The sequence below is a fragment of the Nocardioides sp. genome (assembly GCF_050699375.1).
Classification (GTDB): Bacteria; Actinomycetota; Actinomycetes; order Propionibacteriales; family Nocardioidaceae; genus Nocardioides.
In genome coordinates this window covers 23,473-38,406 of record NZ_JBOHDN010000103.1, presented here as the reverse complement: position 1 = coordinate 38,406, position 14,934 = coordinate 23,473, and the positions used below count along the sequence as shown (strand labels likewise).

The following is a 14,934-nucleotide window of genomic DNA, read 5'->3' as shown; positions in this document are numbered from 1 at the left end:
CTATTCACTGAACCAGGTTCGTCGTCAAGGCATCCGTGTGAGAGACGCCACATGTCCTCATCGCCGGGACGATCCTGATCCACGCCGAGGAAGGACCACGGGTGACACGACCCACGATCGCCGACATCGCAGAGCGCTCCGGCGTCTCCAAGGGCGCCGTCTCGTTCGCGCTCAACGGGCGTCCAGGGGTCAGCGAGGAGACGCGGCGTCGCATCCTGGCCGTGGCCGACGAGATGAACTGGCGCCCCCACCGCGCGGCGAGGTCGCTCGGCAACTCCCGCGCCGGAGCTGTCGGCCTGATCCTGTCCCGCCCCGCACGTACGCTCGGGGTCGAGCCGTTCTTCGGGCAGATCGTGTCCGGCCTGCAGGCCGGCCTCGCGGAGGACGGCACTGCCCTCCAGCTGCTCGTGGTCGGGGACACGGAGGCCGAGATGGCGGCCTATCGCACCTGGTCCGCGGAGCAGCGGGTCGATGGTTTCGTGCTGCTCGACCCACTCGCCGAGGACCCCCGGCTACCTGAGCTCGAGCGGCTCGGCGTGCCCGTGATGGTGATGGGCGGACCGCTGGAAGGCACGTCGCTGAGCTTCAGCTGGGCCGACGACATTGAGGCCATGCACGAGGCGGTCGACTACCTCGCCGCCCTCGGCCACCGCCATGTCGTCCATGTCGCCGGTATGCCCCAGTTCCTGCACACCCAGCGCCGGATGAAGGTGCTGGCCGAGGCCAAGGCACGCCATGAGCTGGCCGAGGTCACCTCGATCCCGACCGACTACAGCGACTCGGAGGGTGCCGTGATCACCCGCCGCGTCCTGTCCAGGCGCGAGCGTCCGACCGCGATCGTCTACGACAGCGACGTGATGGCCGTCGCCGGCCTGGGTGTCGCCCTGGAGATGGGCGTACGAGTGCCGCAGGAGCTCTCGATCCTCTCCTTCGACGACTCGCTCCTGGCCCGGCTGACGCACCCGGCGCTGACCGCGCTGACGCGCGACACCCAGGGCTGGGCCGCCGAGGCCGCCCGCGAGCTGCTCCGGCTGATCGCGGACCCGACGCAGCCGCTGCGCCACCAGTCGAGCACCCCGGTGCTCGTGCCCCGGGAAAGCACCGCCCGGCCCATCGGGCGTTGATCCCCGAGGCTGATTGCCAGTTTTACTGAAACGGTTTAGATTGCGCGAGTGCCAGCAATCCCCACACCTTCGACCACCGTTCGGCCTCCGTTGCGCTTCGGCGCCAACCATGTGCCCTCATCGGGCTGGTTCTACTCCTGGCTCGACTTCGATGCCGACCAGATCGCGCGTGACTTCGACGATCTCGCCGGGCTCGGTCTCGACCACGTACGCATCTTCCCGGTCTGGCCCTGGATCCAGCCCAACCGCTCGCTGATCCGCTCCTCGGCGGTCGACGACGTGCTCACCACCATCGATCTGGCCGCGGCCCGCGGCCTCGAGGTGTGCGTCGACCTGGTCCAGGGCCACCTCTCCAGCTTCGACTTCCTGCCCTCGTGGGTGCTCACCCACCATCAGCGCTCGCTGTTCAGCCACCCGGAGGTGCGCGACGGGCTACGCACCTACGTCGACACCCTCGCCGGCGCGGTCGCGACCCGGGACAATGTCTTCGCACTGACCCTCGGCAACGAGGTCAACAATCTGTGGCCGTCCAACCCGACCACCATCGCCGACTCCCGCTCCTGGGCCCAGGAGCTCATCGAGACCGCCCACAAGGCCGCCCCCGGCCTGCTCAGTCTCCACTCGCTCTTCGACGACGCCTTCTACGCCCCCGACCACCCCTTCGGCGTCGCCGACGTCACCACGCTCGGCGACCTCAGCACCGTCCACTCCTGGGTCTTCAACGGCGTCGGCGCGATCGACGCGCCGCTGGGGCCGGCCACGTTGACCCATGCCGACTACCTGGTCGAGCTCGCCGCCGCGTACGCCGTCGACCCGGGCCGCCCGGTCTGGCTCCAGGAGATCGGCGCGCCGCTGCCGGAGATCGGTCCGGAGAGCGTGCGCGAGTTCGTCGCGGGCACCGTCGGCCACGTCGTGGAGAACCCGGCGCTGTTCGGCATCACCTGGTGGTGCTCGCACGACCTGGACAGGTCCCTGGTCGACTTCCCCGAGCGCGAGTACGACCTCGGCCTCTTCACCGTCGACCACCAGCGCAAGCCCGTCGCCGAAGCACTCGCGGCCGCGATCGCCGAGCACCGCGGCCCCCGCCCCACACCCACGCCACGACAGCGGCTCGAGTGCCCCGTCGACCTGATCCGCGAACCCGAGCGCCGCGCCGAGGTCGCTCCCGGCAGCGACTTCCACCGCGCCTGGGTCGCCGCCCGGGCCGACGGGCCGGTCGAGATCGTCCCGCCGTCGGTCACGAGGTGACCGGCGTCCCCCGGCGATACGGCGGGACGTTTCTGTCCGTTACCGACAGGTAGAGCGACAAGAACGTCCCGTCGTATCCGCCGAGCGCCGCTCCCCCGGCGCGGGCGAAGGCGAAGCGTTACCGCAGCGCCCGGCCGACGTACGCCACCTGGCGGTCGGCAGCCTGGCTGCGCTTCCACGTACGGAAGCTCTCCTCGGTGTTCCCACGGCGCCAGTAGCCGGAGATCGACAGGTCGCCGCGCGGCACCCCGCGATCGCGCAGCAGGTAGGGACGGATCCGCTGCATCGTGACCTCGGCCTCGCCGTGCACGAAGGCGTGCACCCGGCCGAGCAGCCAGGGCAGCTCGCGGACGACGACCTCCAGGGGCGGGTCGACGGTGGCATCGAGCCAGCGCACCTCGACCCCGGCCGGCGCCTCGACCTGCTGGAGATGCTCCGCGGAGGGCACCTCGATCACCGCGTAGCCGACGGCATCAGCCGCCAGCGCTGCCAGCGCCGCCCGGATCGCGGGCAGGCCGGACTCGTCACCGACGAGCAGGTGCCAGTCGGCGGCAGGGTCCGGAGCGTACGTCCCACCCGGCCCACGCACGGTGAGCACGTCACCCGGACCGGCCGACGTCGCCCACCGGCCGGCGAAGCCCTCGTCGCCGTGGTGCACGAAATCGACGGCCAGGGTCCCCTCGGCGACCGAGGGGTCCAGCGCGGTGTAGGTGCGGCAGACGGTCGAGCCGTCGCCGACCGGGATCTCCAGACGCACGAACCGGTCGGTGCACACGCTGCCATCGAACGCGGAGAGGTCCTCGGCACGAAAGTGCACACGGGTCATCCCAGCGCTGAGGCGCTGGGTCGAGGTGACCACGACCCGCGTCTCCGGCTTGGACTCCGGCTTCACCGCGCGAAACATGAAGGGGAGCCTAACCTAATTCTCCAGAAATCCAGATGCAGCCGCGCGGACTCCCCTAGGGTTGGCCCGTGCTCTACTCCGCCGGGTTCGAGTTCGAGTATGCCCTGGTGACCCTGCCCTCCCCCGACGGCACGGGAACCGCCCACGACGCCGGCACCTTCCACGACTTCGGGGACCTCGACTTCACGACCCTGCAGGCGGCACTCGCCGACGGCTCCGGTTCCTCCGACGAGGATCTCGTACGCGGTGACCTCGGTATCAAGAGCGGCTACTGGTATCTGGAGGGCGACGAGCGGTTCACCCCCGACGGCACCTTCGACACCATGCTGGTCAAGGGCGTCGAGATCCGCACCCCGATCTGCTCGAGCACGACCGAGGCCGCCGACCGGCTCCTCGACCTGCAGGAGCTCATCGCCAAGCGCCTCGCACCGCTCGGTCTGCGGCTGGGGATCGTCGGCTTCAACCCGGTTCGCGAGGCGTACGTCCTGGACCCGCCGCTCAACGAGTGGGAGCAGGCGATGCGGACCGAGCATCGTGAGTACGACCACGCCGAGGTCTCCAACCTGAGCTATGGCCCCGACATCAACCTGTCCTTCCCGGACCTGGAGGCGGCCGAGGTCGTCGCGCTGGCGCAGAGGCTGACCTACTACAGCCCCTTCCTGGTCCCGTTCAGCTTCAGCTCGCCCTTCCACGCCGGCCGCCCGTGGCGCGGCCCGAGCAAACGCACCTACGAGCGCACCTGGCGGCGGGTGGCGACGCGCTGCTTCGTCTCCTCGCCGCCAGCCGGCGCCGAGACGACCCTCGTCCACCCGCCGCGGATCCCGCGCGAGGAGGGACGCATCGAGTTCAAGGCCTTTGACGCCTTCCTCTCACGTGACCTGCTGCTGGCCGGCGCGGCGCTGACGCTCGGCGTCTGCCTCGCCGACGACCTGCCCGGCCTCGCCGACACTCCCAGCCGCGACCTGCACCAGCGAGCGGCCACCTCCGCCTTCACCGACCCGGAGATCGCCGCCGGCGCCCGCGATGTGCTCGCCGCCGCGCGACGGGCTCTCGCCGGGCGCCCCGAGGCCGGCCACCTCGAGGTTCTCGACACATTGCTCAGCGCGGGACGTACCCCTGCCGATAGCCTTCTCGACGCATATTCGCGCACAGGCCTGATGTTCCACCCGGAAGGACTTCGTTGACCGACCTGCCCACCGACCTGACCGCCGACCTTCCCCCCGAGGCTGATGTGGTGATCTGTGGGGCCGGCCCGATCGGCGCCGCGACGGCCTACTTCCTGGCCAGAACAGACCTACGCGTGGTCGTCATCAACTTCGAGCCCGACGACGATCCCGCCCACCTCGCGACCTACCGCTACTCCGGGGGCAGCATCCGGTGGACCTGGCCCGACCCGGTCAAGCGCGAGATGACGACCCAGACGGAGCAGTTCATCCGTGGCCTCGCGCCCGACGCCGATCTGGCGATGCTCCAGAACAGCTATCACCTCCTGCACACAGGCGAGCTCATTCCCGCGCTCAACGTCTCCGCGACACGGCTGGTCGGCCTGCTGCGCGAACAGGCGCAGGAGGTCGGGGTGCGACTCGTCAACGACACCGCCGTCACCGGCGTCCGCCCGAACGGCGTCGGACACATCGTCGAGACCTCCCGTGGCACGATCCGCGCCAACCGGGTCCTCGGAGCGATGGGCGCTGCGAACGCATCCGTGTTTCCCCAGGTCAGCGCTGGAGCCGAGAAGCGTCAGCTCTTCGTGCTCGATCTTCCCGTCCCACCCGAACGCGAGCAGATGCCCCACACGATCGTGCCGGTCGGCGACGGTTTCGGCTATGTCTTCGTCAAGCTCATCGACGGCCGCCTGAAGGTACTGGTCGGCCAGGAGGACATCGTCGAGGACACCGACACCTCGGGGCCCGTCGACCACTGGAAGACCATCCTCGACCGCGGGCTCGCCGAGACCCTCCCCTGGCTCCGCGATGCCGGTGTCGACGACATCCTCTGGGGCGTAGACACGGCGCAGAAGACCCTGGTGGTCGACGAGCCGAGCCCTGGCGTCCTCGTCGCGAGCTGCGGGAGCGCCATCCGCTCCGCGGCCTGGCTGGGACGTACGCTCGCCGAGCGCCTCGCCGCCTAGCCCTCCAGCTCAGCCCTCCAGCTCGGCCCGGGTCGGCGGGTTGGCCCCGGCCCTCGAGACGGTGATGGCCGCGGCCTTGACGCCGTGGGCGAGCACCTCGCGGGGGTCGCGGTCGAAGTCGTCCCAGAGCGCGTCGACGAGGCCCGCGGAGAAGGTGTCACCGGCTCCGATGGTGTCCACGACGGTCACCGAGGCGGCGCCCACATCGACGCGCCCGTCAGCGGTGATCCAGCTGGCACCGTCGCCACCGCGGGTCACCGCGACCGCGCCGGCACCGATCTCGAGCAGCCGCGCGGCCGCCTTCTCCAGGCCGACGCCGGGATAGAGCGTCTCCAGGTCCTCGTCGCTCGCCTTCACGACGTCGGCGTACGCAGCGGCCCGCTCGATGTTCGCGGTGACGGCCTCGCCGGTGCCGGTCAGCGAGGGCCGCATGTTGATGTCGTAGAGCACGCGCACGCCGTCCGGGAGCCCGTCGAGCAGCGCGAAGACGGTCTCGGCGCCGGGCGAGAGCACCGGCGCGAGAGATCCGACGTGCACGAACCGGGGCGTCCCGACCGAGATCTCGCCGAGGCGCCACTCCAGGTCGAAGACGTACGTCGCCGATCCGTCGGCCCCGATGGTGGCCTGTGCCGTCGAGGTCCGTGAGAGCACGTGCGGGTCGCAGGCCATCCGCACCCCGGAATCGCTCAGGTGGGTGGCGAGCGCACGACCGCGGGCGTCGTCGGCGTAGGACGCGACGTACCTCACCGGACGACCCAGCCGACCCAGCGCGACGGCCACGTTGGCACCGCTCCCACCAGGGTGGTCGCGGGTCTCCCCGTCGGCGGTGGTGACCACATCCACCAGCGCCTCTCCGACCACCAGGACATCATCGACACCGTCGACACCATTGACATCGAGACCAGCCACGGCGTGCAGGCTAGCAGCGCGGCGTACGACTGTTTCTTACGGGTTGACCTGCGTAAACCGCTACTCGTGGGTAACCGACCGCGATTGTCCTACCCCTTCGAACCGCGTGCGAACATGGAGGGCGTGACCGAAGAATCCACCGAGACGTCTGGTGGTCCGCAGGGCCGTACCCCCGCCCAGCCGACCGTTATCCACGAGGGTCTACCGACCCAGCTTCCGGACATCGATCCCGAAGAGACCAGTGAGTGGCTCGGCTCGTTCGACGCGATGCTCGAGTCGAGCGGGCGCGACCGGGCCCGCTACATGATGCTGCGTCTGCTGGAGCGAGCCCGGGAGAAGTCCGTCGGCGTGCCGGCCCTGCGCAGCACCGACTACATCAACACCATCCCCTCCGACCGCGAGCCGTGGTTCCCGGGCGATGAGGACATCGAGCGACGCATCCGCGCCTTCATCCGCTGGAATGCCGCTGTCATGGTCTCCTCCGCCAACCGCAAGGGCCTCGAGGTGGGCGGCCACATCGCCACCTACCAGTCCTCCGCGAGCCTCTACGAGGTCGGCTTCAACCACTTCTTCCGCGGCAGGGACGCCCCCGGCGGCGGCGACCAGATCTTCATCCAGGGCCACGCCTCCCCCGGCATCTACGCACGCGCCTTCCTCGAGGGCCGGATGAGCGAGGAGCAGCTGTTCCGCTTCCGCCAGGAGGTGCAGCACGGCGTACGGAAGGGCATCTCGTCCTACCCGCACCCGCGGCTGATGCCCGACTTCTGGGAGTTCCCGACGGTCTCGATGGGCCTGACCGGGATCAATTCGATCTACCAGGCGCGGTTCAACCGCTACATGCAGAACCGCGGCATCAAGGACACCTCCGACCAGCGCGTGTGGGCCTTCCTCGGCGACGGCGAGATGGGCGAGCCCGAGTCGCTCGGCGCCATCCGGGTCGCCGCCCGCGAGGAGCTCGACAACCTGGTCTGGGTGATCAACTGCAACCTGCAGCAGCTCGACGGCCCGGTGACCGGCAACGGCAAGGTCATCCAGGAGCTGGAGTCCAACTTCCGCGGTGCCGGCTGGAACGTCATCAAGGTCATCTGGGGCCGCGAGTGGGACCAGCTGCTCGCCAAGGACGTCGACGGCACCCTCGTCAACAAGATGAACTCCACCCCCGACGGCCAGTTCCAGACCTACTCTGTCGAGACCGGTGCGTACGTCCGGGAGAACTTCTTCGGCTCCGACCCGCGCCTGCGCAAGATGGTCGAGCAGATGAGCGACGAGCAGATCCGCAAGCTCCCCCGCGGCGGCCACGACTACCGGAAGGTGTACGCAGCCTTCGACGCGGCCACCAAGACCGCCGGGCAGCCGACCGTGATCCTGGCCCACACCATCAAGGGCTGGACGATCGACGCTCTGGAGGGCAAGAACGCCACCCACCAGATGAAGAAGCTGACGATGGCGGACCTGAAGAAGTTCCGCGACCGGCTGCTGCTGCCGATCTCCGACAAGGAGCTCGAGGCGACCTACGAGCAGACCGGTGCCGCGCCGTTCTTCAACCCGGGGCCGGAGTCGGCCGAGATCGAATACATGATGGAGCGCCGCAAGCAGCTCGGTGGTCCTCTCCCCCAGCGCAAGGTCGAGTTCAAGCAGCTCACCCTGCCGGGCGAGAAGGTCTACTCCGAGCTCAAGCAGGGCTCGGGCAAGAACAAGGTCGCCTCCACGCAGGCGACCGTCCGGCTCCTCAAGGACTGGATGCGCGACCCGGAGATCGGCAAGCGCATCGTGCCGATCGCTCCTGATGAATACCGCACCTTCGGCATGGACGCGATGTTCCCGAGCGCGAAGGTCTACAACCCCGGCGGTCAGCAGTACGAGAGCGTCGACCGGAAGTTGTTGCTCTCCTACAAGGAGTCCGTCCAGGGGCAGCTGCTGCACGAGGGCATCTCCGAGGCGGGGGCGATGGCGTCCGCGACCGCTGCCGGCACTGCGTACGCCACCCACGGCGAGCCGATGATCCCGTTCTACATCTTCTACTCGATGTTCGGGTTCCAGCGCACCGGTGACTCGATCTGGGCGATGGCCGACATGATGGGCCGCGGCTTCCTGATCGGTGCCACCGCCGGTCGCACCACGCTGACCGGTGAGGGCCTGCAGCACGCCGACGGTCACTCCCCGCTGCTCGCGGCGACCAACCCGGCGGTCGTGCACTACGACCCGGCGTTCGCCTACGAGGTCTCCCACATCATGCAGAGCGGCCTCGAGCGGATGTACGGCTCGACCGAGGAGCACCCGCACGGCGAGGACGTCATCTTCTACCTGACCGTCTACAACGAGCCGGTCAGCCAGCCGAAGGAGCCCGAGGGCGTCGACGTCGAGGGCATCCTGAAGGGCATCCACCAGGTCTCCACCGCCCAGGGCGAGGGTCCGAAGGTCCGCCTGCTCGCCTCCGGCGTCGGGTTCCCGTGGGTCGAGGAGGCTGCCCGCCTGCTCGAGGAGGACTGGGGCGTCAAGGCCGACACATGGTCTGTCACCTCGTGGAACGAGCTCGCCCGCGACGCCATCGACGCCGAGCAGTGGAGCCTCAACCACCCCGGTGAGACCCCGCGCACGCCGTACGTCACCGAGAAGCTCTCGGCGTCCAACGGCCCCGTCATCGCGGTCTCGGACTACATGCGGGCCGTCCCGCTGCAGATCGCCCGCTGGGTGCCCGACGACTACCGCGTCCTCGGCGCCGACGGGTTCGGCTTCGCCGACACCCGCCCGGCCGCGCGTCGCTTCTTCCAGATCGACGCCGAGTCCGTCGTCGTCCAGGCCCTCCAGGCCCTGGCCGAGGCCGGCGAGATCGACGCCGCGCTGGTGAAGAAGGCCTTCGACACCTACCGCATCGACGACCCGACCGCGACCAAGGGCATCCTGCAAGAGGGCGGAGACGCCTGAGCAAAACTCGTGGCGCCGAGTCGGCGCATCTGACCCCGTGCCTCGCGAAGCGAAGCGAGCGAGAGGGGTCGGATGCGCCGACTCGGCCTGTGTTCTTGAGACAGTTGCGCCGGCTCGGCCCGGTTTTCTGGGGCAGACGAGCCGACTCGGCGTCAGTCGAGGATGCGGTTGGCGACCGCGATGCGCTGGAGGGTGGTGGGGTGGGAGCCGAACCACCACTGGGACCAGGTCTGCGGGGACGGGTCGGAGAGGGAGCGTACGCCGAGGTCGTGCTGAAGCCTGATGAACGCCTTCAGGTCGCCGGTGGCATGGAGCGCGTCGACGTCGGCGCGGGTCTCGACCTGACGGCTCAGCCCGTTCTCGACGGGCATGGCGAGCAGGCTCGCCAGCGCGAAGACGGCTAACAGCATCGGGATGCCCTCGGGGGTGGCGTACTGGTCCTGTCGCCGGTAGGAGAGCAGGAGACCCAGCGCGCCGATGGCCGCGACGGCCCCGGAGGCGCCGATGAGGGTGCCGACGAGCACGTCGTCGTGCTTGGCGTGGGCGAGCTCGTGGGCGACGACGGAGAGGACCGCCCCGTGCGCACCGGCACCACGCTGTGCGTCGACGAGGTTGTCGTAGAGGACGACTCGGCGGGTGGAGCCGAAGCCGGTGACGTATGCGTTGAGGGAGGTCGTACGTCGCGAGGCGTCGATCACCAAGACGTCGTCGAGCGCGACCCCCTCGCGCTCGGCGATCGCCATCACCTCCGTGCGGAACTGACCGCGCGGCAGCGGCTCGAAGTCGTTGAAGACCGGCTCGACGAGGACCGGGTAGACGAAGGAGCCGAGCACCACCAGCGCCGCGACGAGGCCGCCGGCGACGGCGGGCCACCAGCGGCGGCTCAGGCGGATGCAGCCGAAGAGGGCGAGCAGCGCGAGGGAGGTGATCACGATCCCGACGGCCTGGTTCAGCAGCGAGTCCCCCAGCCAGGGCATCCACGCCTGCCTCGAGAGCCCGTAGCGCATCCGCAGGTGGTGAGCCGCGACCGAGAACGGCAACGTCGCGAGCCAGCCGATGAGCGTGACCGCGGCGACCGCGAGCACCACCCGCAGCAGCCACGGCCCACGCAGCCGTGCCACCAGGCGCCGGCCGAGCGAGGTGAACCCGAGCAGGCAGGCGACCACGAGCGAGACGAGGAGCGCGGCCCGGCTGATCCACCGCGCGGCACCGGAGTAGGCGAGCATTCGCTCCAGCTCCCGCGGCGCGAAGACCTCACGCTCGTCGGGCAGGTCCAGCGCCCCGCCCGGGAAGGGATGCCATGGGATCAGCAGCCAGGCGAGCACCACGAGGGCGATCGCCCCCAGGCCGAGAACCACCCAGGACGTACCCCTCGACAAGCTCGGGACATCGCGCCGCGTGCTCACTTCCGCCCCAGTCATCGAGCAGAGTCTGACAGATGCGTACGCCACCGGGCGGTCAGCTCGTCCTCGCCGAACCCGAAGCTCGCCTGGAGCGCCTTCTCGAGAGGTACGCCGCGCCCGGTCTCCTCGTAGAGATCGACCAGGGCCTTCTCGCCGCCGGCCTCGGCCAGCACCTCACAGGCCAGCCAGGCCGCTTCGTACTCGGCCCCGAAGTGCTCGGAGCGGGAGTTGAACTCGGTCTTGCCCGGCAGGTGCTCAGGGGCGCCGTTCTCGCGCACCTGGGCGAGGATCTGGCCGGCGGTCTTGCTCAGCGGAAGCTTCGTGTCACGCAGCGCGACGTAGTCGGCGAAGCCCTCGACCAGCCACATCGGCCGGTTGGGGTTGGTCGGAGCGTCGGTGGCCGCGTGCGCGGCCTCGTGGGTGATGACCACCTGGGCGCCGGGTGCGTCCAGGTTGCCGATGACGCCCTGGTTGACCCACACGTGCAGCGGTGTCCCTGTCTTAGTGGAGCCGTCGACGGTCGCGGTCACCGCGGCGACCGAGGAGTAGGTCCCCTGCTGGGCGCCGAGCGCGGCGTCGAGCCCCGTCGCGGGCACCTCGAGGACCAGGCGCGGATTCTTCCAGTCGACGACCTTGCGGACCTCCGCCACGGCGGTCGTGGCCAGCTCGCCATAGCGATCGGCCTGCTCCGCGGAGGCCTGGACGACCACCAGGGTGGAACTGGTACGGCGCACCTCGACCGGGCCGCTGAGCCACAGCGGCATGCGGGTGCCCTGAGCCGCCGAGAAGCCGGTGATCTCTCCCTCGGGTCCGAAGCCGACCTTGAGCTCCTCGCTCAGCACCGGGTCGCCGGGGGTACGCCACGACATCTCGACGTCGGCCGTCCAGGAGCCGTCCGGATCGACGTTGCCGGCCTCGGCGACGTACCTCGCGGTGACCTCCCCGATGCCGATGGCGTGCGCGTTGCGCAGCGCCAGCGAGGCGGCGTCCTCGCCGTCCGGCTCCGCACCTTCTCGTACGCCGGCGACCAGCTCCTCCAGGGAGGCGCGGGCACCCGCGGTGTCGGCGCGCACGACAGGTGCCGTGGTCGGGGTCGGCGCGACGTACTCGCCTCCGCCGGTCAGCCGCCACCCGACGAACCCGGCGAGCAGCATCACCAGCACGAGCGCGGCCCCGATCAGGACCGGGCGAGATAGAAGAGAGCCGATCGTTCGCACCTGCGAACGATCGGCCTCTTCGGGGTGCTGGGTCAAGTGGTTCCCGAGCCTGTCGAGGGGCTCAGCCGGGGCGGACGGCGCCCGTGTAGGGCATCTCGTCCATCGGCGAGACCTTCACACCGGTGCTCGGGTTGGAGGCGTGCACGATCTGGCCGTTGCCGATGTACATACCGACGTGGCTGATCGGGCTGTAGTAGAAGACCAGGTCACCGGGGGCGAGCTGGTCGCGCGAGACCTGGGGCCCGCTGCTGTACTGCGCTGAGGAGGAGTGCGGCAGCGAGACGCCGGCCTGGCCCCACGCACCCATGGTGAGACCGGAGCAGTCCCACGACTCGGTGCCGGTGGCGCCGTAGACGTAGGCGTCGCCGACCTGGGCGAGGGCGTAGTCGACCGCCGCCTTGGCGCGGCCCGAGGGCGGCGGCAGGTTGCCCGGGATGCTGGTGTCGGTGGACTGGATGGCCTCCAGCTCATCGGCCTCGAGCTCGTCGAGCTCGGCCTGGGCCGCGTCGAACTTCTCGTCGATCTCGCTCTTCTTCTGCTGCATGGTCGTCTTGACCTTGGCCATCTCGGCCTTGCGCTCCTCGGTCGCCTCGCGGCGCACGTGGAGGGCCTCCGCCTCGGTGTTGTACCGGGCGAGCAGGTCGGCCTGGAGCGTGTTGTAGGACGAGACGGTGGCCAGACCGGCGAGGAACTCCTGGGGGTCCTCGGAGGTGATCACCTGGCCGACGGCAGAGACGTCGGAGCCCTCGAACTGGCGCAGCACCGAGTCACGGAGCTCGGCACGGACCTTGTCCAGGTCCTTGCCCTGCCGCTTCTCGTCGGCGTTGAGGTCCTTGAGCTGGTCCTTGAGGTCCTGCAGCCGCAGCTTGGCGTTGCTGTAGTCCTCGTTGGCAGCCTCGGCCTGCGTGTAGAGCTTGTCGACCTTCTTGCGAACGTCGTCGATGTCCGGGTCTGCCTGGGCGGGTGTCGCGGCGGGAATGATCCCGGCGATTCCGATGGCGGCGATGCCGGCTGCTCCGGCAATGAGTCGCTTCCGGTCGCGTGTCACGAGCGGACGGTCTCCTTGTGTAGTCGTTGACGCCTACCGGGTGAGCTGACGGATTCGGGCACGACCTGCCCTACCACCGCTCCCCGACCTGGTCTCCCAGGTCGCTCTCGCGGCGGATTCACCCCAGTGATCGCACCCGATGGAGGCGTACGACCGGTGTGGTTCCCCGGTTCCTGGCCCACCCCGAAGCGGGCCCGGACTAAGCGCGACACCCGCGTGAGCCGGTTGACCCACTGTCACGAATGTCAGGTTCCAGCGCACACTAACCGACGCGATCCCCCCACTGCCAACCACCCACGCCCAAAAGTTGGTCTACAAGTCCGGTTACCCGAAAGCGAGGCCGTCGCCGTGCCCTGAACGCGTGGGTGAACCCGCGGACAGGTCGTCGCCGACCGGGACCGGATCGGTCACCTCGACCATCCGCAGCGGCGGGACCAGCCCGCCATCCGACAGGACGTCGAGCGCACGGCGCTCCTCGTCCTCGATGATCAGCTCCGGGGGTGGGCCCAGGAGCACGGTGACCACGCAGTCGTGGCACGCCAGTCCCCGCACGAGGCAGGTGTCACAGTCGATTCTCGTCGTCATGTCTGCGACGGTCTCACCGAGCACCGACAATTTTGCTTCCGTACGGATGCCTCCGGCGTGTCACCACCATCGCACGGCGGTATTCGAGGAGGAGATCGCTCCCCGGGTCCCTACACTTGAGGCATGGAGTTCTCCGCGTACGCGACGCTCCCCGACACCGTCCGGGGACGCATCGTCGCGCTCACGGCCGGGGTGCTTCCCGACGTCGTACGCCTGCCTCCCTCCCTCAAGCGGATCGCCGACTTCGCCCCCGCCCGGCGCGCCAAGGCCGGCGGCGCGATGATCGCCTCGGTGCTCGAGAACGACGACGAGGTGCGCGGATCGGTCGGGAACCAGCTGCGCCGGGCGTACGTCGACGAGGCGGCCGAGACCACCGACGACATCGTCCTGCCCGAGGACCCGGCCGAGGCCGCTGCCGTCTCCTGGCTGGTCCGCCCGGACGGCTGGGAGGTCTCGCTCAAGGAGGCTCTGGACAGGCTGGAGGCCGCCGCGGCGCCGGCCGTCGACGCCGAGGTCGCCCGGCTGCGAGGCAAGCTCGCCGCGGCCGAGGAGGACGTTCGCGATGTGCGCGCCGACCGCAAGGCCCGCCTCGACGACCTCAAGGCCGACAACGCCACCCTGCGACGCAAGCTCGGCGAGGCCCGGGCCGCCGCGCGCGATGCCGGCACGGGCCTGGACGAGGCACTGACCGCGGCCCGTGACGCCCTTGCGCGCGCCGAGGACGAGATCGCCTCCCGCGACCGACAGCTGCGCCAGCTCCGCAGCCAGATCGACAAGCTGGAGCGTGAGGCGGCCGCCGAGCGGCGTACGTCGAAGGCGGACCGTGACGAGGTCTCGCTGCGCGCCCGGTTCCTGCTCGACACGCTGCTCGACGCGGCCGGAGGGCTCCGTCGCGAGCTGGCGCTGCCACCGGTCACCGGCACCCCGGGCGAGCGGATCGAGGCCGAGCTCGCCTCCGCTGCCACCGCGGCCGGCACCGGGGTCACCAGCAGCGCTCACCTCGAGCAGTTCCTGGCCATGCCCCGGGTCCGGCTGATCGTGGACGGCTACAACGTCTCGAAGGCGCTGTGGCCCGACTCGGCACTCGACGCCCAGCGGCTGCGCCTGCTCCGCGCGGTCGCCCCGATCGCGGCTCGCACCGGCGCCGAGACGACCGTCGTCTTCGACGCCCACTCGGCCTCCGTACGCCCCACCGCCGTGCCTCCTCGCGGCGTCAAGGTCCTCTTCTCGCCCGAAGGCGTCATCGCCGACGACGTCATCCGCGACCTCGTCGACGCCGAGCCCGCCGGCCGGGTCATCCTGGTGGCCACCGACGACGCCGAGATCGTCAAGGACGTACGCCGCGCCGGCGCCCGCACCGTCCCGCTCTCCTCGCTCTCGCCGCTGCTCGCGTAGACAGGTCTGGTTGTCGGACCTCTCCGCTAGTGTGTTCGAACATGA

12 protein-coding genes and 1 riboswitch are annotated in these 14,934 nt (G+C 69.9%); of the genes, 6 read left to right on the top strand and 6 right to left on the bottom strand.

What is annotated here, in order from left to right:
• The first annotated feature begins 101 nt into the window (after positions 1-101).
• Both ACRDPS_RS07320 and ACRDPS_RS07315 read left to right on the top strand, forming a co-directional pair.
• Positions 102-1,124: a LacI family DNA-binding transcriptional regulator gene (locus ACRDPS_RS07320; RefSeq protein WP_431500965.1), complete on the top strand. Its 1,023-nt coding sequence runs from the start codon at positions 102-104 to the stop codon at positions 1,122-1,124.
• A gap of 48 nt (positions 1,125-1,172) precedes the next feature.
• Entirely contained in the window at positions 1,173-2,372 is a 1,200-nt protein-coding gene (locus tag ACRDPS_RS07315; protein WP_431500964.1) for a glycoside hydrolase 5 family protein, read from the top strand.
• Between the two features lie 118 nt (positions 2,373-2,490).
• On the opposite strand, the gene ACRDPS_RS07310 is transcribed toward ACRDPS_RS07315, so the two are convergent.
• A complete protein-coding gene (locus tag ACRDPS_RS07310; RefSeq protein ID WP_431500963.1) occupies positions 2,491-3,276 on the bottom strand; it encodes a siderophore-interacting protein in 786 nt (261 codons plus the stop codon).
• Between the two features lie 68 nt (positions 3,277-3,344).
• On the opposite strand from ACRDPS_RS07310, the gene ACRDPS_RS07305 reads away from it, so the two are divergent.
• Both ACRDPS_RS07305 and ACRDPS_RS07300 read left to right on the top strand, forming a co-directional pair.
• Positions 3,345-4,460, top strand: coding sequence for a glutamate-cysteine ligase family protein (locus ACRDPS_RS07305; protein WP_431500962.1), 1,116 nt, complete (start codon positions 3,345-3,347; stop codon positions 4,458-4,460).
• Positions 4,457-5,407: an NAD(P)/FAD-dependent oxidoreductase gene (locus ACRDPS_RS07300; protein ID WP_431500961.1), complete on the top strand. Its 951-nt coding sequence runs from the start codon at positions 4,457-4,459 to the stop codon at positions 5,405-5,407. Before ACRDPS_RS07305 ends, ACRDPS_RS07300 begins: the two co-directional genes overlap by 4 nt.
• 9 nt (positions 5,408-5,416) lie before the next feature.
• On the opposite strand, the gene ACRDPS_RS07295 is transcribed toward ACRDPS_RS07300, so the two are convergent.
• On the bottom strand, positions 5,417-6,316 hold the full coding sequence (locus ACRDPS_RS07295; protein ID WP_431500960.1) for a carbohydrate kinase family protein: 900 nt from the start codon (positions 6,314-6,316) through the stop codon (positions 5,417-5,419).
• 189 nt (positions 6,317-6,505) lie between these two features.
• Here ACRDPS_RS07295 and aceE point away from each other — a divergent pair, with 189 nt between their 5' ends.
• A complete protein-coding gene (gene aceE / locus ACRDPS_RS07290; protein ID WP_431500973.1) occupies positions 6,506-9,241 on the top strand; it encodes a pyruvate dehydrogenase (acetyl-transferring), homodimeric type in 2,736 nt (911 codons plus the stop codon).
• A 152-nt stretch (positions 9,242-9,393) separates the two neighbouring features.
• On the opposite strand, the gene ACRDPS_RS07285 is transcribed toward aceE, so the two are convergent.
• The 4 genes from ACRDPS_RS07285 to ACRDPS_RS07270 form a co-directional block, all read right to left on the bottom strand.
• On the bottom strand, positions 9,394-10,662 hold the full coding sequence (locus tag ACRDPS_RS07285) for a M48 family metallopeptidase (RefSeq protein WP_431500959.1): 1,269 nt from the start codon (positions 10,660-10,662) through the stop codon (positions 9,394-9,396).
• Entirely contained in the window at positions 10,659-11,861 is a 1,203-nt protein-coding gene (locus ACRDPS_RS07280) for a hypothetical protein (protein WP_431500958.1), read from the bottom strand. The genes ACRDPS_RS07285 and ACRDPS_RS07280 overlap by 4 nt, the downstream gene beginning before the upstream one ends.
• A 61-nt stretch (positions 11,862-11,922) precedes the next feature.
• On the bottom strand, positions 11,923-12,909 hold the full coding sequence (locus ACRDPS_RS07275; protein ID WP_431500957.1) for an NlpC/P60 family protein: 987 nt from the start codon (positions 12,907-12,909) through the stop codon (positions 11,923-11,925).
• A 15-nt stretch (positions 12,910-12,924) separates the two neighbouring features.
• A riboswitch (cyclic di-AMP (ydaO/yuaA leader) is annotated at positions 12,925-13,114 on the bottom strand.
• Between the two features lie 119 nt (positions 13,115-13,233).
• Entirely contained in the window at positions 13,234-13,494 is a 261-nt protein-coding gene (locus ACRDPS_RS07270) for a hypothetical protein (protein ID WP_431500956.1), read from the bottom strand.
• A 123-nt stretch (positions 13,495-13,617) separates the two neighbouring features.
• On the opposite strand from ACRDPS_RS07270, the gene ACRDPS_RS07265 reads away from it, so the two are divergent.
• Positions 13,618-14,889 carry an NYN domain-containing protein gene (locus ACRDPS_RS07265; protein WP_431500955.1) on the top strand — a complete coding sequence of 424 codons (1,272 nt, stop codon included), beginning with the start codon at positions 13,618-13,620 and terminating at the stop codon, positions 14,887-14,889.
• Positions 14,890-14,934 lie beyond the last annotated feature (45 nt).

Coding starts and splice junctions, on each gene's coding strand:
- ACRDPS_RS07285 (WP_431500959.1), bottom strand. CDS start 10,662: ATGACTGGGGCGGAAGTGAGCACGCGGCGCGATGTCCCGAGCTTGTCG.
- ACRDPS_RS07265 (WP_431500955.1), top strand. CDS start 13,618: ATGGAGTTCTCCGCGTACGCGACGCTCCCCGACACCGTCCGGGGACGC.
- ACRDPS_RS07270 (WP_431500956.1), bottom strand. CDS start 13,494: ATGACGACGAGAATCGACTGTGACACCTGCCTCGTGCGGGGACTGGCG.
- ACRDPS_RS07310 (WP_431500963.1), bottom strand. CDS start 3,276: ATGTTTCGCGCGGTGAAGCCGGAGTCCAAGCCGGAGACGCGGGTCGTG.